General features: G+C 58.8%; 16 protein-coding genes, 2 pseudogenes and 1 riboswitch. Of the genes and pseudogenes, 5 read left to right on the top strand and 13 right to left on the bottom strand.

Going from position 1 to position 19,502, the window contains the following annotated elements:
- The first annotated feature begins 34 nt into the window (after positions 1 to 34).
- Together NKH43_RS22640 and NKH43_RS22635 are read left to right on the top strand one after the other, a co-directional pair.
- The gene (locus NKH43_RS22640; RefSeq protein WP_352859964.1) at positions 35 to 937 is read left to right on the top strand and encodes a dihydrodipicolinate synthase family protein; all 903 of its coding nucleotides are present in this window, start codon (positions 35 to 37) and stop codon (positions 935 to 937) included.
- 34 nt (positions 938 to 971) lie between these two features.
- Positions 972 to 1,190 carry an FMN-binding negative transcriptional regulator gene (locus tag NKH43_RS22635; RefSeq protein ID WP_352517525.1) on the top strand — a complete coding sequence of 73 codons (219 nt, stop codon included), beginning with the start codon at positions 972 to 974 and terminating at the stop codon, positions 1,188 to 1,190.
- Positions 1,191 to 1,290: 100 nt separating this feature from the next.
- On the opposite strand, the gene metE is transcribed toward NKH43_RS22635, so the two are convergent.
- Positions 1,291 to 3,636, bottom strand: coding sequence for a 5-methyltetrahydropteroyltriglutamate--homocysteine S-methyltransferase (gene metE, locus NKH43_RS22630; protein WP_352860042.1), 2,346 nt, complete (start codon positions 3,634 to 3,636; stop codon positions 1,291 to 1,293).
- A gap of 95 nt (positions 3,637 to 3,731) precedes the next feature.
- A riboswitch (cobalamin riboswitch) is annotated at positions 3,732 to 3,933 on the bottom strand.
- A 555-nt stretch (positions 3,934 to 4,488) separates the two neighbouring features.
- On the opposite strand from metE, the gene NKH43_RS22625 reads away from it, so the two are divergent.
- Positions 4,489 to 4,743 (top strand): hypothetical protein, encoded by a 255-nt coding sequence (locus NKH43_RS22625; protein WP_352859962.1) that lies wholly within the window; start codon positions 4,489 to 4,491, stop codon positions 4,741 to 4,743.
- A gap of 317 nt (positions 4,744 to 5,060) precedes the next feature.
- Here NKH43_RS22625 and NKH43_RS22620 read toward each other — a convergent pair whose 3' ends face one another.
- Both NKH43_RS22620 and NKH43_RS22615 read right to left on the bottom strand, forming a co-directional pair.
- Entirely contained in the window at positions 5,061 to 5,894 is an 834-nt protein-coding gene (locus tag NKH43_RS22620) for a helix-turn-helix transcriptional regulator (protein WP_352515945.1), read from the bottom strand.
- Positions 5,895 to 5,956: 62 nt separating this feature from the next.
- Complete coding sequence (locus NKH43_RS22615; protein ID WP_352458261.1) at positions 5,957 to 6,208, bottom strand: MFS transporter; 252 nt, start codon at positions 6,206 to 6,208, stop codon at positions 5,957 to 5,959.
- 289 nt (positions 6,209 to 6,497) lie between these two features.
- On the opposite strand from NKH43_RS22615, the gene NKH43_RS22610 reads away from it, so the two are divergent.
- Entirely contained in the window at positions 6,498 to 7,160 is a 663-nt protein-coding gene (locus tag NKH43_RS22610; protein ID WP_352542143.1) for a transposase, read from the top strand.
- A gap of 32 nt (positions 7,161 to 7,192) precedes the next feature.
- Here NKH43_RS22610 and NKH43_RS22605 read toward each other — a convergent pair whose 3' ends face one another.
- The 10 genes and pseudogenes from NKH43_RS22605 to NKH43_RS22560 all read right to left on the bottom strand — a co-directional run bounded on the left by NKH43_RS22605 (position 7,193) and on the right by NKH43_RS22560 (position 17,070).
- Entirely contained in the window at positions 7,193 to 8,185 is a 993-nt protein-coding gene (locus NKH43_RS22605) for an adenosine kinase (RefSeq protein ID WP_352859959.1), read from the bottom strand.
- 109 nt (positions 8,186 to 8,294) lie between these two features.
- The gene (gene metK / locus NKH43_RS22600) at positions 8,295 to 9,470 is read right to left on the bottom strand and encodes a methionine adenosyltransferase (protein ID WP_352542141.1); all 1,176 of its coding nucleotides are present in this window, start codon (positions 9,468 to 9,470) and stop codon (positions 8,295 to 8,297) included.
- A gap of 54 nt (positions 9,471 to 9,524) precedes the next feature.
- Positions 9,525 to 10,863, bottom strand: a pseudogene (gene glyA, locus NKH43_RS22595) (serine hydroxymethyltransferase).
- 1,029 nt (positions 10,864 to 11,892) lie between these two features.
- Entirely contained in the window at positions 11,893 to 12,603 is a 711-nt protein-coding gene (locus NKH43_RS22590; RefSeq protein ID WP_352615354.1) for a hypothetical protein, read from the bottom strand.
- 235 nt (positions 12,604 to 12,838) lie between these two features.
- On the bottom strand, positions 12,839 to 13,576 hold the full coding sequence (locus NKH43_RS22585) for a hypothetical protein (RefSeq protein ID WP_352859957.1): 738 nt from the start codon (positions 13,574 to 13,576) through the stop codon (positions 12,839 to 12,841).
- 37 nt (positions 13,577 to 13,613) lie between these two features.
- Complete coding sequence (locus NKH43_RS22580) at positions 13,614 to 13,736, bottom strand: hypothetical protein (protein ID WP_023679689.1); 123 nt, start codon at positions 13,734 to 13,736, stop codon at positions 13,614 to 13,616.
- 15 nt (positions 13,737 to 13,751) lie between these two features.
- Positions 13,752 to 14,570, bottom strand: a complete 819-nt coding sequence (locus NKH43_RS22575; protein ID WP_352859955.1) for a Fic family protein — start codon at positions 14,568 to 14,570, stop codon at positions 13,752 to 13,754.
- Positions 14,567 to 15,283, bottom strand: coding sequence for a hypothetical protein (locus NKH43_RS22570; RefSeq protein WP_352859954.1), 717 nt, complete (start codon positions 15,281 to 15,283; stop codon positions 14,567 to 14,569). The genes NKH43_RS22575 and NKH43_RS22570 overlap by 4 nt, the downstream gene beginning before the upstream one ends.
- Positions 15,284 to 15,685: 402 nt before the next feature.
- Positions 15,686 to 15,895, bottom strand: a pseudogene (locus NKH43_RS22565) (bifunctional hydroxymethylpyrimidine kinase/phosphomethylpyrimidine kinase); the annotation flags it as partial.
- Positions 15,896 to 15,909: 14 nt separating this feature from the next.
- A complete protein-coding gene (locus NKH43_RS22560; RefSeq protein WP_352859952.1) occupies positions 15,910 to 17,070 on the bottom strand; it encodes a porin in 1,161 nt (386 codons plus the stop codon).
- Positions 17,071 to 18,114: 1,044 nt separating this feature from the next.
- On the opposite strand from NKH43_RS22560, the gene hemN reads away from it, so the two are divergent.
- Positions 18,115 to 19,476, top strand: coding sequence for an oxygen-independent coproporphyrinogen III oxidase (hemN, locus tag NKH43_RS22555; RefSeq protein ID WP_352859951.1), 1,362 nt, complete (start codon positions 18,115 to 18,117; stop codon positions 19,474 to 19,476).
- The last annotated feature ends 26 nt before the right edge of the window (positions 19,477 to 19,502 follow it).

The following is a 19,502-nucleotide window of genomic DNA, read 5'->3' as shown; positions in this document are numbered from 1 at the left end:
GTCCTGCGCTCACGCACAAACCTGGAGCCTTGCCATGGCATTCCTGAGCGGTCTTTCCGCGTTTCCCATCACGCCCGCCGATCGTGACGGCCGCGTCGATACCGTTGCTCTGCGCAGGCTGATTGCTCGGCTTGGCGCCGCTCAGGTCGACTCCATCGGTCTTCTCGGCAGCACCGGCACCTACATGTATCTGTCGCGCGAGGAACGGCGACGGACGCTCGCCGAGACCTTGGACGAAATCGCCGGGCGAACGCCGGTCGTGGTGGGTGTGGGCGCGTTGCGCACCGATGAAGCAGTGAGGTTCGCGCAGGACGCCAAGGCCCTTGGAGCTGCCGCGGGGCTGCTTGCAGCCGCCTCCTACACCCCGCTCACTGAGGACGAGGTGTTCGAACATTTCTCGACGGTGGCGTGCGAGAGCGGCCTGCCGATCGTCGTCTACGACAATCCAGGAACGACGCATTTCCATTTCACCCCAGCACTCGTCAGCCGCCTGGCAAAGGTGGGTGGGATTGTCGCTATCAAGAATCCGACAGACAAGGGCGATGCGATCAAGAGCCATCTGGCCGACCAGAGGCGCACTGTGCCGGAAGGGTTCTCGATCGGCTACAGCGGCGACTGGAACGCTGCAGAGGCCATAATCGCCGGCGCCGACACATGGTACAGCGTCCTCGCCGGCATCCTGCCCGAGGTCTGCGTGAAGATCGTCACGGCGGCGCAACAGGGCGATGCGGCCGAAGCGCGACGGATCGATGCCACGCTTGCGCCGCTCTGGAGCCTCTTCAAGGAGTTCTCGAGCCTTCGCGTCGTCTATGCACTTGCCGAATTGCTCGACATTTGCCGTGCCGACCCCCCGCGTCCCATCCTGCCTCTGCCCTCAGCAGCGAAGCGCCAGATCGCCGCCGCGTTGGAACGCTTGCCATCGGATGTCAACCGGTGAACAGCGAACCCGGCGGCCAGTGAAGGAACCTGTCATGTATGTACCCGCGCATTTCGATGAACCGAGCCGAGAAGTCCTTTACGAACTGATCGAGAACAGCGCACTTGGCATGCTGATAACCCATGGCCGGAGCGGTCTCGACGCCAATCACATCCCCTTCGAACTCGACACGTCACAGGGAGAAAACGGTACCCTTTACTCCTGCGCGATTAATACACGTGCCGAAGGAAAGTGCACATTCTCGCTTGAGTGACTTATTTCAAAGGATGTGATCGCGTTTTGGCACATTCACGGCCGACATGCGGCAGCCGGTGACTCACCACATGGTGAGCAACCAAGAAACCCTCCGGAGCCTACACTTTCTCCCGGAGCGCACGTGCTGCATCGACCATGTTCATGAGGGCAGGGCGGACCTCCTCCCATTTGCGTGTTTTGAGGCCACAGTCCGGGTTTACCCACAGTTGGGAATCCGACAGTCGCTCGCGGGCAAGCATGACGAGATCCGAAATCTCCCCGACTTCCGGGACACGTGGTGAGTGAATGTCGTAGACTCCGGGCCCGATTTCGTTCGGATATTTGGAGCTCGTGAAGGCGTCCAGCAGTTCCATTTTCGAGCGCGACGTCTCAATCGAAATGACATCCGCATCCATTTCAGCGATCGCGTCGATGATCTCGTTGAACTCCGAATAGCACATGTGGGTATGGATTTGAGTCGCGTCCTTTACACCCGTTGAAGCGATCCGGAAGCATTCGACAGCCCAGTCGAGATAGTCGTTCCAATCAGACTGGCGCAGTGGCAATCCTTCGCGAAACGCGGCCTCATCGATCTGGATCATCCTTGCGCCGGACCATTCGAGATCCGTCACTTCGTCGCGGATGGCGAGCGCGATCTGGCGGCATGCTTCGGAGCGCGGTACGTCGTCGCGAACAAAAGACCAGTTGAGAATGGTCACTGGGCCTGTGAGCATTCCCTTCACAGGGTTTTCCGTAAGCGACTGGGCGAATTGCCACCAGCGCAGCGTCATCGGATTGCGCCTCGATACGTCGCCGAAGATGATGGGGGGGCGCACGTAACGCGACCCATAGCTCTGCACCCAGGCATGCTGGGTGAAGGCGAAGCCGGACAGCTGCTCGCCGAAATACTGTACCATGTCGTTTCGTTCGAACTCACCGTGCACCAGCACGTCCAGCCCGATCTCTTCCTGCCAGCGAATTGCAGCCTCGATCTCCTTCTTCAGGAAGGTCTCGTAGTCGACATAGCTCAGCTGGCCCTTCGCATGAGCGGCCCGCGCCCTGCGTACCTGCGGCGTCTGCGGGAAGGACCCGATGGTCGTCGTCGGGAACGGCGGCAGCCCGAGCGTGCCGGCCTGGACTCTGGAGCGCTCGGCAAAAGCGCTCTCTCGTCGCTTCATGCTGTCGTCAATGCTGGCGATCCGCCCCTCAACCAGTGGGTCATGGATCTTCGTGGATGTCACGCGAGTGGCGGCAGCCTCGGCAGACGCTTTCAACGCGCCTGCCACCGCATCCCTTCCTTGGGACAGGGCCCGGGCAAGCAACACCAACTCGTCGGTCTTCTGGGCCGCGAAGGCGAGCCACGACCTGATGTCCGCGTCGAGTTCCGTCTCCATGCGGAGGTCGATCGGCACATGCAGCATCGAGCAAGAAGGCGCGATCTCGACGCGGTCCAAGGGCCAGCCGGCGACGATCGGTTTGATGCGGTCGAGAATGGCGGGCAGGTTCGCACGCCAGACGTTGCGGCCATCGATCAAGCCAAGCGAGAGCACCAGATCCTTCGGTGCGAGCCGACCCACCGTTTCCAGCTGCTCGGGAGCGCGCACGAGATCAACATGCAGCCCGGCCAGGGGCAGAGAAACCGCGGTTTCGAGATTGTCTCCCAGCGGCCCGAAATAGGTAGCCAGCATGATCTTCAGCTCGGGCGCGGCTTTCGACAGCTGGCCATAGGCGAATTCGAACGCAGCTCGTTCGTTCGGGTTCAGATCGAGGACAAGCGCTGGCTCATCGATCTGCACCCAGTCGGCTCCAGACAGCTTCAGCCTCTGCAGGAGTTGCTCGTAGACGGGCAGCAGCCGCGGCAGGAGCGCGATGGGATCGAATCCTTCGGCAGGCGATTTCGCCAGCTTGAGGAAGGTGATTGGTCCAAGGATGACTGGGCGTGTGTGAATGCCGAGAGCTTTAGCCTCGAGGAAGTAGTCGGCCGGTTTCGTCGACGAGAGGGCGAACGTCTGATCATCGTCGAGTTCCGGCACAATGTAGTGATAGTTGGTGTCAAACCACTTGGTCATTTCCATCGCGGTTACATCAGGCCGACGAGCCGCCTGCTGGTGACCAGCGTGTCCACAATCCTCCGTCTGACCCTGGTTGCCGCGCGCCATTGCGAAGTAGATGTCAAGTGGGACCTCGCCGCAATTCCAGCCGTAACGGGATGGAACGGCGCCGACCATGGCTGCGGTGTCGAGCACATGGTCGTAGAGCGAGAAGTCGTTCGACGGGATTTTCGACACGCCGCGATCGTGCTGCTCCTCCCAGCTAGCGGCACGGAGCGCCTTCGCCGTCGTGAGAAGGTCGGGGGCGGAAGATTTTCCGGACCAGTAACTTTCAAGCGCGAATTTCAGTTCTCGCCGACGACCGAAGCGCGGCACGCCGAGCGTTGCTACAGGAATTTGATGAGAGACAGTCATGCCATACCCCGATGGTTGGGGCGTCGGTGACAAGGAAGGCGCTAGCAGGCCGGCACGAACGCCAGGCTGCGGCGGCCACCGAGACACCCCGCCTGTGGACGTAATTCGCCGTGGCAGGTCTCCTGGCTCGCGGGGTCATAGCCAGCTACCCGTCCTCCCAAGGCTATTCGCCTCAGTGACATGAGTGGGGTTGGCTCGCCGCTAACAGTTGCGGGGGCAGCGCCGGCATCGCACCGGCTTCCCTCTTAACTCCGCTGCGGCAGCGCCGTACGGAGAACCACGACACGGGAGACAATCACAGCAGTTCGCTTCTTTGTCAATACCGCATAAAGAAATGTTTATGTCGTTATATTAAATTTCCGTTGGCATGTTCCAAAGGTCGCCTCGAAAGCGAAAACTGTGGAAGCCTTGAGCGGCCGGTAAATCAAAGCAATGACGCACGGCGCCCTTGTCCAGGAGGATAGGAGTTCGTCGGCTGCCGGCAGCAAACATACCGGCAAGCCCCGTGGTGCTGCTTAGCGCATCATGCGAACCACCTCGGCGTCGAACTTCGGCTCCGAGGTTCCGACCGCTTCGTTGGTAATCTGCTCGCGACCATATTCGGGTCAATGGCGAGGCTGTTGCCCATGTGGAAGCTGTTGGCCGTGATGCCCTCGGTGATATGACACAACGATTTCGGGGGGAGCACACCGAGGCCAGGCGCAGCGGCGTGTTGCGAAGTGATCGAGGCCAATGTCTCGAACTGCTTGTTCGCAGCCCACCGGCTCAAGGTAACCCGGCTCAAACCACCGGGCCAGCTCAAGTCCTGTCCAAATGAGGCCTGAGCGGCAAATCGTCGTGCACGCGCACGGTTTGGCGTTCGATCTTGTGATGCGTCTTGGGCGGACAATCGCCACGGTGCAGCGCGCAGAAGCGGTCCCCAATTGGGGAGCCGAGGGCGGTGAGGGCAAGCCAGCGCCACAGGCGGAAGGGGACTTGGACCTGTTTGCCCTGCTGGACCACAAGTTCGCGACACAGGGCCTCAAGGAGAAGACCAAGAGTGATTATGCGCGGGACCTCGCCAAATTCATCAAAAGCAGCGGGCAGTCAAAGTTCGGCGCCGATTGACATGGAGATAGCCATCGCGGCGGACCGCCCAGGCGGACCGCAAGCCGGAATACAACCGGGTGCAGGCGGCCAAGCTCGTCCACAAGATGGCGTCGGGCACACACCGGCGATGGGAGAGCGGACCGTGGAGTGCAGGAACTTTACGCCTATCCACGCTCCCGTGGACGTGTCCTGCGGCACATCGGCAGCGATATTGAGGAGGCAGTTGAGCTTCTGGTCGAGCACTCTTACCTGCCACTACCTACGCTTAACGTCATCTCGTACTGAAAACGCACCACGCAAGGTCGAGATGTAACATGCGCCCTTCGTGGATGGTTCTAAGCTTCCTCGGGCGCGGTCAATCTGTGATAACGGTCGCTTGGAACCTCCATCACCGCGACGCGATCAAGGTTGGCGTATCGCGCTCGGTAGTAACCTTCTTCCTCCACTTCGGCGAAACTACACTGGGGAACGTCAAAGGTCGCAGCTTCCAATCCGAAGAAAGTCGTAGCGGTTTCTTCATCCAAGAAGTTCCACTCATCTTCTCCGTCGTCATATGTGACGCGAACATAGGAGGCCATGCGCACGGCTTCCTGATCACCCATCTCTGCGATGATGGCATCGCATTCTTTCTTCAGCTTTCCTGAAACCTCACCCTTATCCCAGTCATCCAAAGCCCGATAGATTTCTGGATGATAATACTCTGGCATCTCCTCTACATCGTCACCGATAAGCTCAATGGTGCGGACATATTGCGGATTTATCAAGAGTATTTTGTTGTCAAGGCTCCAACAATACAGCCATGGCCTGCTTGTGTTATTTCTGCGCAGATTATGAAGTTCCTTCAACTGACGTAAAATCGATTCACGCGCCTTTTCATCGATAGGATATTGGCGGCTGCCAACAGTCGTCTTGATTCTGAGCGTGCCGTATCGCGTTTCGGCATCGGCAATTGCAAACGGGCTCGTGCGCCACTCCTCGACATCAATCTTCCAGCCCAGCAGCTCCTCGACCGTGCATTTCAACGTGAGACAAAGGTCCTTGATCTGCTCGACGTTCAACTGCGTTTTGCCTGTTTCCCAACGGGCCACAGTCTGTTGCGTTGTTGCCATCTGCTCTGCCAAATCTTTTTGAGTCATGCCCAGTCGAACCCTAAGCTCTTTCATGTTCATAACTCACCTCGCGTGTTCAACACACGCATCGTGGATGAATTAATCTAACACGTCAAGCGTGTTCAAAAATCGCAGCATGTGTTTTTAGGGCGTCTTCGAGGCTCCGGCAGCCGTTCGTGACCACTTGCGCAAGACACAGGGCTGGTACACAGCACGAATGGGCGATCAAAAATTACTGCTGCGATGCTCGTCATCAGCCAAGCTGCCGCCGCACCTTCCACTAGGGTGCCAAGGTTCGAAATGAGTGCAGCCGACCATAGCGAACGGAAGGTCTTGTGCTCAAAAGGAACGAGTGAAGATGTTCTCTTCGCCATTGTGGGAAGCCTCGGGATTGACCGCGGGGCTGGATTTGTTTCGCCTCACTCAACCATGGCCTCGCCGTACAAGCCAAGCTGCCACAGTGCGCGCCTGCTAACCCAGAAAACTTGGCGGCCTTACAGGCATGCGCAGGACGTGCGAAGCCGCTCAAATCTCCCCAGATGGTCAGCCATCGAAGACCGGCATCACTTGCCCGTTGAGCGGCTATACGATAATGCTCCGCGCTAAGCAGGAAGCGCCAAAAAATTCGAGCGGCGACTTCATTCTCCTATTCAGGAAGGAACTATGAGGCGGCAGACGCGACCATTCACCGTGGAAATCAAACAAAAGCGCAATTATCAAAAATCCGCACGTTCCATCTGGGGCAATTTCGACATCGCCGCGGCGATGGCCGAGACAACAAAGGAAGTCGAGCCGTTAAATCGTCAGCTTGTTGACTCTACTGTAGTGGCCCTTGATGCTGAACCTTTGCACAAACCGCGAGTGGAGCATTTCATGGCCAATCCCCTGGAGACCGAGTCAGCAGTAGTTCATAGCGAACCGGCAGACAAAACGGAAACGCCAAAACCGAAGACGAGAGCGCGGCGGTCGAGGAAGCCAGAAGCTGAGGCGAGCGCGCCTGCCAAGCCGATATCCGCGACCACTGAAGCACCGCCGTCAGCGCGAACGGGCCGAAAGAGCTACTCCGCGAAGGATCGTGCCCAGAAGCTGGCGCAGATCGAGACCTCGATCGGCGGCGGCGCTACTCTCAAGAGCGCGGTGAAGCAAGCCGGCATCTCGGAACAGACATACTATCTTTGGAAGAAGGCGGCGGCGCCTGCGGCGGACAGTGACGGGCTGAAGGATCTCGTCGCGCTCGAGGAAGAAAACAAGCGGCTAAAGAGCCTGCTTGCCGATCGTCTCCGCAAGGAGAATGCGGAACTGAAGAAAAGGCTCGGGCTGGATTAAGGAGGGTGGGCAGCTGGTTCTTGGCTCGCCACCTACAGCAGCCCCGCCTGCTCGGCCTCTCTGCGCAAATTCTGGCGTGGCCTTGGGCCGATCTGCTGGATGACCAGGCCGGCCGCTAGCGAGCCGAGATCGCCGCACTGCTTCAGGCTGCGGCCTTGCGTGTAGCCGTAGAGGAAGCCGGCGGCGTAGAGGTCGCCGGCGCCTGTGGTGTCGACCAGCTCGCGGATCCTGGTCGCATTGATGGTCACGGTCTCGTCGCCGCGGACGATGACCGAGCCCTTTTCCGAACGGGTGACAATGGCGATCTTGCAGTCCCTGCGGATCTGCGCCAGCGCCTCGTCGAAGGACGCGGTCTGGTAGAGCGACTTGATCTCGTGGCTGTTGGCAAAGACGATATCCACGGTGCCGGAGCGCATTAGGTCGAGGAATTCGTCGCGGTAGCGGTCGACGCAGAAGGAGTCCGACAGGGTCATCGACACTTCGCGCCCGGCGGCATGGGCGAACTTCGCCGTCTGCCTGATCGCCTCCTTGGCGCGCGGCGGGTCCCACAGATAGCCCTCGAAATAGGTGACCGCGGCGCCCGACGCCTTGTCGGCCTCAACGTCCTCCGGGCCGAGCTCGACGCAAGCGCCGAGATAGGTGTTCATCGAGCGCTCGCCGTCCGGCGTGACGAAGATCATCGAGCGCGCCGTCGGTGGCTCGCCGCTGAGCGGCCTGGTGTCGAAGGCGACGCCCTGGGCATGGATGTCGTGCGCGTAGATTTCGCCGAGCGCGTCGTTCGAGACCTTGCCGAAGAAGGCGGCGCGGCCGCCGAAGGAGGCGACGCCCGCCGCCGTGTTGCCGGCGCTGCCGCCCGAGGCTTCGATGGCCGGGCCCATGCGGCTGTAGAGCAGTTCGGCGCGCCTCGTGTCGATCAAAATCATCGCGCCCTTGATGATGCCGTTCGTCTCCAGGAACGCCTCGTCGCACTGGGCGATGATGTCGACGATGGCATTCCCGATACAAAGCACGTCATAGTCCGGCATCAATTCATGTCTCCGCCAAAAGCCCACCGGCTTTCTGGCATGCCGGCCGCCGGCGGGTCTGGCCAGTGGGAATGGGCTTTCCGCTTGCCAATCGGTTCGGCGCCAGCCCTCACGGGGCGGCAAGTCCTGCCTCGCGACGCAATTCGTCGGCCCTGTCTGTCTTCTCCCAGGTGAAATCAGGCTCTTCACGGCCGAAATGGCCATAGGTCGCGGTCTTGCGGTAGATAGGGCGTAAGAGATCAAGCATCTTGATAATGCCCTTCGGTCTGAGATCGAACAACTCAAGAATGAGGCGCTCGATCCTTCTTTCCTCAACCCTCGCTGTTCCGAACGTGTTGACCATGACAGAAACCGGACTGGCCACGCCGATTGCGTAAGCAAGCTGCACCTCGCAGACGTCCGCAAGTCCGCTAGCGACGATATTCTTTGCGACATACCGGGCCGCATAGGCAGCTGAGCGGTCAACCTTGGACGGGTCCTTGCCCGAAAAGGCGCCGCCGCCGTGACGACCCATCCCACCATAGGAATCGACGATGATCTTGCGTCCAGTGAGACCGCAGTCGCCGCGCGGCCCGCCGACTACGAACCTCCCCGTCGGGTTGACCAGAATTCTGATGCCTTCCGTCTCCAGGTGGGTCGGCAGGACAGGCTTTATGATTTCCTCAATGACGCCCTCGCGGACCGTCTCTTGCGAGACCTGCTCGTCATGTTGGGTCGATACGACGATGGTATCCAGGGCGACCGGGCGCAACCCCTCATAGCGCACTGAGACTTGGGATTTCATGTCAGGACGCAACCAGCCAAGCTGTCGTGCTTTCCGGACATCTGCCTGTTGTTTCGTCAAGCGATGAGCGAGCTGGATCGGCAAAGGCATCAGAGTATCGGTTTCGCGGCATGCGTAGCCGAACATGAGGCCCTGATCTCCCGCTCCCTGTTGGAGGTCCTGCCCTCGTCCCTCGTCAACGCCCTGGCTGATGTCGGGCGACTGCTCGGTGAGTGCATGAACGACGGAGCAACGCCGGCCGTCAAAGCCGACGGCCTCGTTGTCGTATCCAATATCGAGAATCGTATCGCGCGCAACTTGGCTATAATCCACCTGCGCATCGCTGGTAATCTCGCCAGCCAGAACGACCATCCCTGATTTTACCAACGCTTCACAGGCGACGCGCGCCTTGGGATCGGTGCGGAGGATGGCATCGAGGATGGCATCCGAGATGTTGTCGGCCAACTTATCCGGGTGTCCCGCGCCAACCGATTCGGAAGAGAACACGAACTGCCTAGCCATGAAATGCCTCGCTTCGGGTGTTGGAGTTGTATGGGGCATTTTGCTTAGCCCACCTTACCTGTCGGTGAGGCCCGGGACCTCGAACGCAGCGCACAAGTCGGCAACGTCTCTTCGCACGCAGGCATGGAGATCTTCGTCTTCTGGCTCGCCGGAGGACGGAGTCCATGAAGCCAGCAATTTGCACGGTTTCCACATCGCGCAAGCCCATTGACGTCACTGCTGGCGCCCCCAGGCGAATTCCGCTTGTGACCGCAGGATGGCGCGGGTCGCCCGGCACCATATTAAAGCTCGTAATGATGCCTGCCTTCGCTAACCGCTTGGCATAGGCCTTGCCTGATAGTGGTCGATCGCGAAGATCAAGGATCAGCATGTGATTGTCAGTGCCCCCGGTGACCAGGTCATAACCTCGGTCCAGAAGCGCCTGGGCCAGAGCCTTGGCGTTTTTGACAATCTGTTGGCCGTAACTGCGGAAGGACGGGTCCGCGGCTTCCCGCAAAGCGACAGCTAGCGCCGCGATAACATTCATATGGGGGCCGCCTTGCAGTTGAGGGAAGACAGCGCGATCTATTCGTCTGGCGAGATTGTATTTGCCCTTCGAATGATACAGCGCTTGATAGCGATCTTCATTCCTTGACAAAATGAAGCCACCGCGGGGACCACGGATCGACTTGTGAGACGTGCTGCTGACGACGTCGCAATGGGGTACGGGATTCGGATGCACTCCAGCGACAATCAGGCCACTGATGTGCGCGATGTCGGCCACGAGGTAGGAGTTCGCCTCCAGAGCGATTTCTGCCATTGCCGCGTAGTCGACGATACGGGGATAAGCAGTACCGCCAGCCCAAATGAGCCGAGGCCGTTCGCGTTTTGCTGTTTCGCGCAAACGGTCATAGTCAATTTGCTGCGTCTTTTCGTGCAGCCCATAGGGGACGCGCTTATAGTCGGTTCCGGAAAAATTGATGGCCCAACCATGAGTGAGGTGGCCCCCTTCCGGAATTGGCAAACCCATCACCTTGTCACCGGGGCTTAAAAGCGCTCGATAGACAGCCTGATTGGCCGGCGAGCCGGAATAAGGCTGGACGTTGGCGTGTTCGCTGCCGAATAACGTGTTCAAGCGCTCAATGGCGAGGTTCTCAAGCTCATCGACGATCTCGTTTCCCGCGTAGTAGCGCGCAGCGGGGTACCTCTCGGCGTACTTGTTCATGAAAATCGAACCGGTTGCTTCCAGCACGGCCGAGGAGGCAAAGTTCTCAGATGCGATCAGTTTGAGCGTCGTCCGCTCCTGCCGCTCCTGTCTTAGAAGCAGTTCGTGAACGCGGCAATCAACCGTCGCCAAGCGAGACCGTCCATAAGTGTCGGGCTGCGCGATGGCGCTGTCGGCGGAGTTGTCCATGGTAGCTTCGCGCTCCAATTGGATTGATCTATTTCACGGTCAAGCATGCGGTCCCCTTCGGCCGCGTGTCTCGTACCGCTTCGAGCCGTTGAAGGTCTCGTTTGTGATAGCCATCGCCGTGGGGCAGGAGATCAACCAACAATTGAACCAGCCCGCCGTCCTTACCTCCTGTTTTGAGATTGTACGAGCACCACGGACGTTGTTCGTTGCAGTAAAGAAAGTCGGCTCTGGCCAGCAGCCGGACGTGTCGTACAACGTGCTCACGACGCAGACCCAGAATCTCCGCTAGCTGGCAGACAGTTAGGTCCGCGTGCGCGCAAAGGCCTAGAATTCGAAGGCGATCTAAATGCGCTGCCGTCCGTAGGCGACTGACCAGTGTCAGCATTGGTCAGGACCAAGCCACTTGGAAAGCCTGGGCACTCGTCCTACTGAATTTGTCATTTCGCGTTCTCCACAGATTTTGCAGCTTTCGAACCAAATAATATGGTTGCTTGTCCACCGACCGGACAATCTCGGTGGCCGTGAAGATACTGTTTTGAGCCGATATGGCTGTGTCGAACAAACAAGATGGGCGCTCTTCTTGCCATTGCCTTTAGCCGAAATTGCACGCAGTTCGGCGGGTCGGAGAATAAGCCACGGTTCGGACCCCACTGACTCAAACGTTGCAATAAGCCTACCATTCACAGCGAACCGGAGTTGCTAAGAGTCTATGAATTTCCTTGAAGGATCTGTTGCAACGTTTGCGCAGCCCGGTCTTGCTCCCGGCTTGCAGCGGTCAATCTCGTGCAGACTGACCGTGATGCAAAGATGACAAGGAAGGTTCGCTTTCAATCCGATCTTCTTCCTGGCCAAGTAGTTCGTAGTCTCATAACTGTGGCCTAGACAAAAGCTGGGCTAATCAGCGAGGTATGATGTCGTTAGCGTGGTTGGGCCACCAGCAGGTCGACGCCAAGATCGACACGCGCAATTTCCCGCGCTCCGAGAATGTCAGTGACTGCGCGCTCTTCCTCGGCGGTCTGGCTGCGCCGTCTAGAATCTGAATGCGTCTCGCGCCGACCCGTTCAGCAATGAGCTGTTCGGCTTGCCGCATTGACGGCGAAGCAAGCTCAAGTACGTTTTCGCGCATCTCACGCGCCGCCTCGCCGACTTCCGCAAAACGCTTCTCGGCGAACTGCTCCTTAAAGAGCGCAGCGAGATCATCAAATGTTTGAACTTTGGTGGGCTTGGGTTTCGAGCAAAATATCCAGTTGCCAGTCCAGGTTTATAGGCAAGGCTGTACGCTTTGTCGTCTGGCAAGGGCCCAATATCCCCTGGTGAGACGAAAATGGACTGCCGTGCTACGGTTGCTCCATTATAAGAGCGGTCGAAATCGCTGATGTTTGCGATACAAGGAGCCGCATAGAAGACGTTTGACGGATAGCGCGCCTCAAACCGAAGAAGCAGTTCATGCTGACGCGACACATCCCTGCGCATCATCGCAATCCGAAAAAATGGTATCGACAAACCGGGACAATGTCCGCTCGCAACCTCAAAGGCAGTTCCTCGCTTCATCAGCTCCGGAAGCTTGTACTGGAAAAACAGCGGAACCCCTGGGAAATTGATGCGGATGTCAAAGCCAGAATGCCGCTCCTGTATGAGGTTTGGAAAGACCGGCGCGCCTACAGGTGCGGCTGACGATGACCGGATAAGGTTTTCGGTGAAGGCATACCCAAATGAGAACTCCATGTAGCCCACCTTCATTCAATTCTGCTTTCGTGCTGAAGTTTATCCTGGCTCTTTGCCTGCAGCCGAGCAGACTCTATAACAAAAAAAACTATGTATACTTGCGAGATAGTCTGAGCTTATCGATTCCTCGGATAGATATTTAAAGAGCTCACCCACTCTTCTGGCTGCTAGAATGGGAATGGGAAGCTTCTGGTTGATCTGGGTCGAGTTCCAGTTGATTTTGGTAAGCGACAAAACCTCCTGCGCTATCTCAGCGATTCCCGGCCAGATCGCCGATAAGTTTCGGGCTTCGCGAACAGAGCCAGAGTGCGTAGCCGATATCTTCAACCAGGGCGGCGGCTTCTCCCTCGCCAGTGCCGAGCGCGATCACATGCGTTGCCCATTCGGCCAGCGCGCCGTCAAGGCGCCCCGCTTCCGTCGCGCTGCCGTAAAGGTCCAGGAACCACGCCAGCGAATAAGACCAGTCGGCAGGCAAGTCCTGCCCATTGTGATCCCTTGCGACGACGGCCACGACGGCGTTGCGGCCTTCGGGCGTGCGGGGCTCTATCCCAAGGATCGGGTATAATTCGGGTGTCGGCTGCTGAAGGATACGCGCCGGCACGAGCGACAGTGCTTTCTCCAGCGAGGGAGGAAAATCCTCCAGTTCTTCGGCCAGTTCGGCAGCTTCTCTCCTTCGTCCCTCGCGGCGCGCTTCTACATATTCTGCCGCAACCACGGCAATGGTGCGCTGCGCCCGTTCAGCGGTGCTGGTGGCAATCAGCTCGGCCGGAATGTCACCATCCTTGATCGCCCAGTGCGTACGGTGCTGTTCGAACTGTTGAATGCCCAGCCGGTCCGCAATTCTCAACACCGCTGACCGGTCGAGAAAGGCATGTTTCGGATCGGGCTCGAAGGTGAAGGCCAGTTCGTGTCCGCGCCGAACGATATTGCGTATGCGGCTGTGCCGGACCACGCGCGCGTGCGGGCCTCCCGCCCCGACTTCGTACATCAAAAGCGCCGGGATTTCCTCCAGCCGGCGCAATGTTTCAGGGCGCGAGGTCGATAGCCTCGGCCTCGGCGCCGCTAGATTCCTTGAACCGGTCAATGGTTGACGTGAACGGCGGCGTTTCCCACCACTCGCCGTGGCCCGAGACAAGCAAGTTAAACATGGCACACCACCGACCTCACGCCGCCTTCTCCATAGACCACTTCACCCGTTCGCCGACAAAGGCGGCGAACGTTTTCACATTCATATTGCCGCTCGCCTCCTCCAGCCCTGCGAGGTAGGCCTTCCGGTCATCGACTCTGACGACTGTCCAGGGGTAACCGCCTGAAGCCAGCATCGCGTTCATGAGGAACCGCGCCATTCGTCCGTTGCCGTCCGGATAGGGGTGCACATAGCCCACAAGCCAATGCCCCAGCACGGCACGCACGGAGGCCTCCTTCTCCGCCTCCAGCAGGTCGAACAGCTCATTCATACCATCGGCCACCGCTTCGGTACGCGGCCGCACGTGCTGCGAGCCGCGCAGGTACACAGGGTGATTGCGATATCCCGCAAGCGCGCTGGCTTTGAGGATGCCGGCGGTCACTGACGGCGCGAACAGCTCCCGGTACCACTCCCGGTGAGTGTCCCGCGTCAACGCGCCGGCTGGCTTGCCGTTGATGATCGCGGCAACAGAGTCTTTGACCTTCTGGAATGCGAGGTAGTAGCCACGCGCGGCAAGCGCATCTCGGTTCTTGCGGTCCTCTTCATCAATCTCCGGATTCCAGCTCCCCTCGCGCACCCGGTCGATGAGTTCCGGGGTGACGCTGTACCCTTCTATCGACAGCGAATGGTAGGCGTCGCTTTCGTAGATATCCTCGACGAACTTCATATAGGCGTCTTTGTCGGACGGCAGTCCGGGTGCCTTCGGGAATATCTCGATGATGGCTTCGCGCTGCGATTGCCAGATCGCGCGCAGGCGGGCGACCAACGGCGGTACGCCCGCCGCAATAGTTGTCACTCCAATTGTCCCGCGAACGGATCGGATTCGCGCACGTCATAGCCGGCGGCTTTGAAGGCGGCCACGATTTCATCGGCAAAGGAGTCGCGTCCTACGCGACGGAAGGCCCCCGCAAGCCGTCCCGCCACGGCGGAATGGCCGCCATCAAGCAGCAGGGCCAGAACGGTTGATACGTCGCGCACCGACGCCATGGCGATCTGCATCTCGATAGGGGCGCGCTGGAAGAACGCTTCCGGCACCCGGGTAAGGGCGGCCTCGACAGTGAACACGCGCTGGCCGTTTTTCTCTGTCAGTTCGGCCGGCATCTCCTTGACCTTGAGGTCATAGAGCGAAGTGCCGAACAGCAGGTCGATTTTGTTATTCGTGCCTTTGGGGGTGTTCACCACCACCTGAGGCGGAATAGTGGGCGCTTCCGCGTGCAGAAGCAGCGACTGCTCCGGTGAGAGGAACCAGTCCTTGCCGAACCGGTCATTGCAGTAAAGGGAGCAGAACTCCCAGAAGCTCGCGTACCAAGGGGTGGTGTCTTGCTGCCGTGCCTGCGGGCCGGTCGACATGAGCCAGCCTTTGATAACATCGCGCAGGAACCCGTTCTGCAGCAGCCGCTCCCGGTGGACGCGGGTCAGCTTATCTGATTTGAATATGCGCCGCCCACCCTCCTGCAGCTCTTTGAGGACGGCCAGTGATACAGCGAGTTTTTCATGGGGCTTGGCCATGGCCGTGCCTTTGCAAGTTTTTAGAGCTGTGCGATTACAAGTATATAGTGCTGATAGGCGACAAGTCAATGATGCTGTGGAGTTGCAAGTTTTTTTAGTCGTGCGATAACAAGTTTTTTATGCGATAATCGGCAAATGCGATCGTTTCCATAGCCGCGCGAAGGATCGTTACCCGGATGGGCCGAGACCCAGCTCCCCCGCAGGCTACGCAGGGGCTCGGGGCGAGCCTAGAGCCTGGCCCTCCGAAGCGCTTCGAAGGAGGACGCGCCTCTTTGAAAAACTCGCCCGTTGTGCATCGTGGGTACCCGTAAACGCGAATTCTCAAAGGAAAGACGCTCCTTACCTCTCCCTCCCGCCACGATCATCACGGCCGCGCCCGCGCTCACTACGCCGCGACGCCCGCGAGATCGCTGCACGCATCTGATCGGCCACCAGACCGGGTTGCAGATGAAGGATGTCCGTGACGCTGTCGTGTGTTTGCACCGTCACCGCAGTGACGGCAAGGCAGCTGCGCACGCCCATGGAGGAGAGCGTCTCGATGTCGCGCGCGATTCCGGCACCCCCACTGGAGTCCGATCCGCCGACGACAAGTACATGCGATGCCTGCCTCAGCGCCCTTTCATCCGTTAGAATGAGCGTTCGAAACGCAGGATTCCGCCGACACTGCTCTTCTTGTTCGCGTTGGTCCAATTCATGTTGGAAGCGCCGTCCACCTTGCCGACGGCGAAGTTACCGTATCGGCCATAGTCGAGTTCCGCCGTAACTGTGAAATCTGGAAGAAACGCATAGGCGACGTTTGCAGCGACACCATGGTTCTTGAGCTGATCACCGGAGAGCTGAAGGTTGAACGAAGTTGTCTCGTTGAGCTTGTAAGTGGCGCCAGCCCAGAAAGCCCAGTTCCCGCCCCAACTCTTATAGAAGCCGCGACCATGAGCGTCGATCGCGTTGATGGAGTCGTCGTTGAGCTTGCCATTGGAACCGTAGCCGAACATTCCGAACAGCAACAGTTCGTCGGTGACATTGATGTCGACACGGACCTTAGCGGCCACCGATTCGTAGTTGCTATCATAAGCGGCAACGCCGGTGATCGCGCCCCAGCCATGTGTGTATTTTAAGCCGCCGACTACGTGCGGTGCGTAGCTGTCGATTGTGCCGACCACGCCCGAGCCTTCTTCGAGCGAAACCACGGCCGAAAAGCCGTTCCCGACGTCGAAGTAGTACTGAACCACATTGGTATCGAAAGGGCCGTACGGAACCGGCGTCTGGTTGAGTACGTCACCCGCGCCGCCAATAAACATGTCGAAGGCCGACCAGTCCTTACCAACTCGGAGGCCACCAAGCTGAATCCAGGCGAAAGTCAAAGTGCTGTCTCCGTTGAAGGCATAGGGCCGAGAACTGTCCGAAACCGAAGTGTGGCGGTTGCCGAAGTTCATGCGGGTTTCGGTGTAGGTCTTCAACGTGCCGAGTTCGGTCTCCTGGCCGGTCCAAGTTTTCAATGTGAAGCGCGTGTTGTTTTGCCATGTGCCCTGATGCTCACCAGTCCTCACATCCGAGGTTCTGGCGTGATCAACCAATCCGACATGGCCCAAGCCGACGTCGTAACGGACATAGCCGCCGACGCGCACGCAGGTCTCAGTGCCTGAAATGTAGACGTAGCCCGAGCCGTAGACGTCGCAGACTTTAACGTACTCAGTCGGGTCAGGCTCGGCAACGGCGGTCACGGCGCGAGCGTCGGAAACGGCAATCAGTGCCGCAGTTGAGCCGAGGAGGAGGCTCCTAATGTTCATTGTTGATCTCCGTTCAAAGAGTAAAAGGAATGGACGTCAGTGATGAACTCTTGCTAAGGAACAGTCGATAACGATGCGCATTGAGTTGAATTTGAGCAGTTTTGATGCGCTCGTCACGCCAGATATTCATCAGAAATTGAGAATATGATTGGGTGTTATTGTTACAAATATGCGATTGTTATTACAAATATAATAATCGCCGAAACGACGCCATCCAACATTTCTGTACAAATCATCCCCGTCATCTCCGCTAGTTGTTGGCGGGCCGTCACAAAGGCTTCTACTGCAAATGACGTGCCATCCTGACGACGCAGCTGCGGCTTGAAGCTCAAGTGTGCCGGCGGACCTTGGTTCGCTCTTCCTTCCTTTTTGCCTGCGGATCAACCCAAGCACGAACGGCAAACGTTTCGGCTACGTTTCGTCTGTTCGCTTCGCGACAGTTTCGTTCAATGGCGACAGCTTTGTTTGCTGTGAGCCCCGACGTTGAGACATCATGCGGCGGCACCGCTCGGTACGACGCCGTCATTTTGGCGAGCGCGATGATCGGTAATCACGCGCTGAACGCGAGCCTTGCCTCCACCACGGAGTCAGTAGACGCGCCGGCCTTGGCATTGCGGCCGACCTGACGGTCGCGTCGAGCAGCCTCTCGTCCTGATAGACGGCGCGCCACAGCTAATGCTTCTTGCCAGCAATTCACACAACGAGCTCATCGAGATGCCAGAGATCACTATGGGGGCTGCGCTAGCTGGCGAGCAAAGTGTGGTCCCAACGCCGTGTTATCTCGTTGGATGCGGCAGCCGCGCTCAGCAGAATCTACTCGACCAGGCGCAGGCTGAAGGGAAGGGATGGTGGAACCAAACGGTGCGCGTGAGGGTCGCGGCGGGAACAGCCATGGCCAGTCGCTGACCGTCCAGCCAAGACTGAACGGCCGCTATTGCTGAGAAATACAAGTTTCGAGACCAAAGCGGAACGGACTGACATAGCGCAAAGACACAGGCGAGCGCAGCGGTAAGGTTGGTGGTTATCAGCATGGGACGGTAACTGTTGCAGACCACAAAATATCGCGAGGCCGGCCTGCCTTGGTACACTATCTATCCGGCTGTGTCGGAGTTCTCTGGGGCGGTCGGCGCCGAGGCTTATGAGGAATGGCTCAGGAACCTGCCGGCTGATGATCCGGTGTCACTCTATCTGCACGTTCCGTTCTGCCGATCAGCCTGCTGGTATTGCGGCTTCCCAACCACCATCACCCGCCGTGATGCGCCCATCCTCAACTATCTGGCGGCGCTGCGTGACGAGATCCGTCTGGTTTCGGAGCGAGTGCCGAAGACGTTGCCCGTGAGCGACATACATTTCGGCGGCGGAACGCCGTCTCTCATTGGACCAGCCGAGTTCCTCGCTCTGATGGAGTTCCTGCGATGCCGCTTCGCCATCTCGAAAACAGCTACGGTCGCCATCGAGATCGATCCACGCACGCTCACGCCCGAGATGGCGGAAGGCTTGGGAGCGGCCGGCGTGACCCGCGCGAGCCTGGGCGTACAGAGCTTCGATCCCATTGTTCAAAAAGCGATCAACCGAATCCAGAGCGAGGCCCAGACGTCGGCTGCCGTGGAAGTGCTGCGCCGGCATAGAGTAAGCCGCATCAACTTCGACCTCATCTACGGCCTGCCGCGTCAAACGGTGGAGTCGTGCGTCGAAACAGTGAGGGCGGCGGTCGCCATGCGCCCCGACCGGCTTGCCTTGTTCGGCTACTCGCACATCCCATCCCAAGTAAAGAATCAGCGCCTCATCGAGGCGGAATTTCTTCCCGACAGCGCTGCCCGCGCTGAACAGTATGCGGCTGTCGCCGTGACGCTGATTGCCGCCGGCTACCGACAGATCGGGCTCGACCATTTCGCCTTGCCGGACGACGAGCTCGCGCTGGCACAGGAAACAGGTCGCCTGCGACGTAACTCGTTGGGCTACTCGGCTGACACCTGCAGAACCCTGATCGGTTTCGGCGCGTCGGCTATCGGCCGCATCGGCCAGGGATACGTTCAAAACGAAGTTACACGGGATTCCTACATCCAGCACATCGCAGCTGGCCGACTGGCTACATCGAAGGGCCATCGCCTCACAGACGACGACCGCGTGCGAGCCGCAATTATCGAGCGATTAATGTGCGATTTCGAGGCTGACGTGCCGGCAATCTGTGTCGCCCACGGATCTGATCCGATCCGTCTTCGCGATTCGGCTGAGCGCTTGGCCATGCTGGCCAAGGACGGGATAGTGGACTTCGAAAACGGCTTTGTCCGCGTACGGCGGGAGCATCGCTTTGGGATTCGCGCTGTCGCTGCCGCATTCGATGTTTTTAGGGATGGCGTTACGTATATCCCGCAGCAGCTTAATGCGATGCAAAGCACGACATAGTCCGGCATCAATGTCTCCGCTTGGAA

The organism is Mesorhizobium sp. M1163 (assembly GCF_040318415.1).
In the GTDB taxonomy this organism is placed as follows: domain Bacteria; phylum Pseudomonadota; class Alphaproteobacteria; order Rhizobiales; family Rhizobiaceae; genus Mesorhizobium.
The sequence above is the reverse complement of the archived record's forward strand: the minus strand, read 5'-3'. Positions and strand labels throughout refer to the sequence as shown.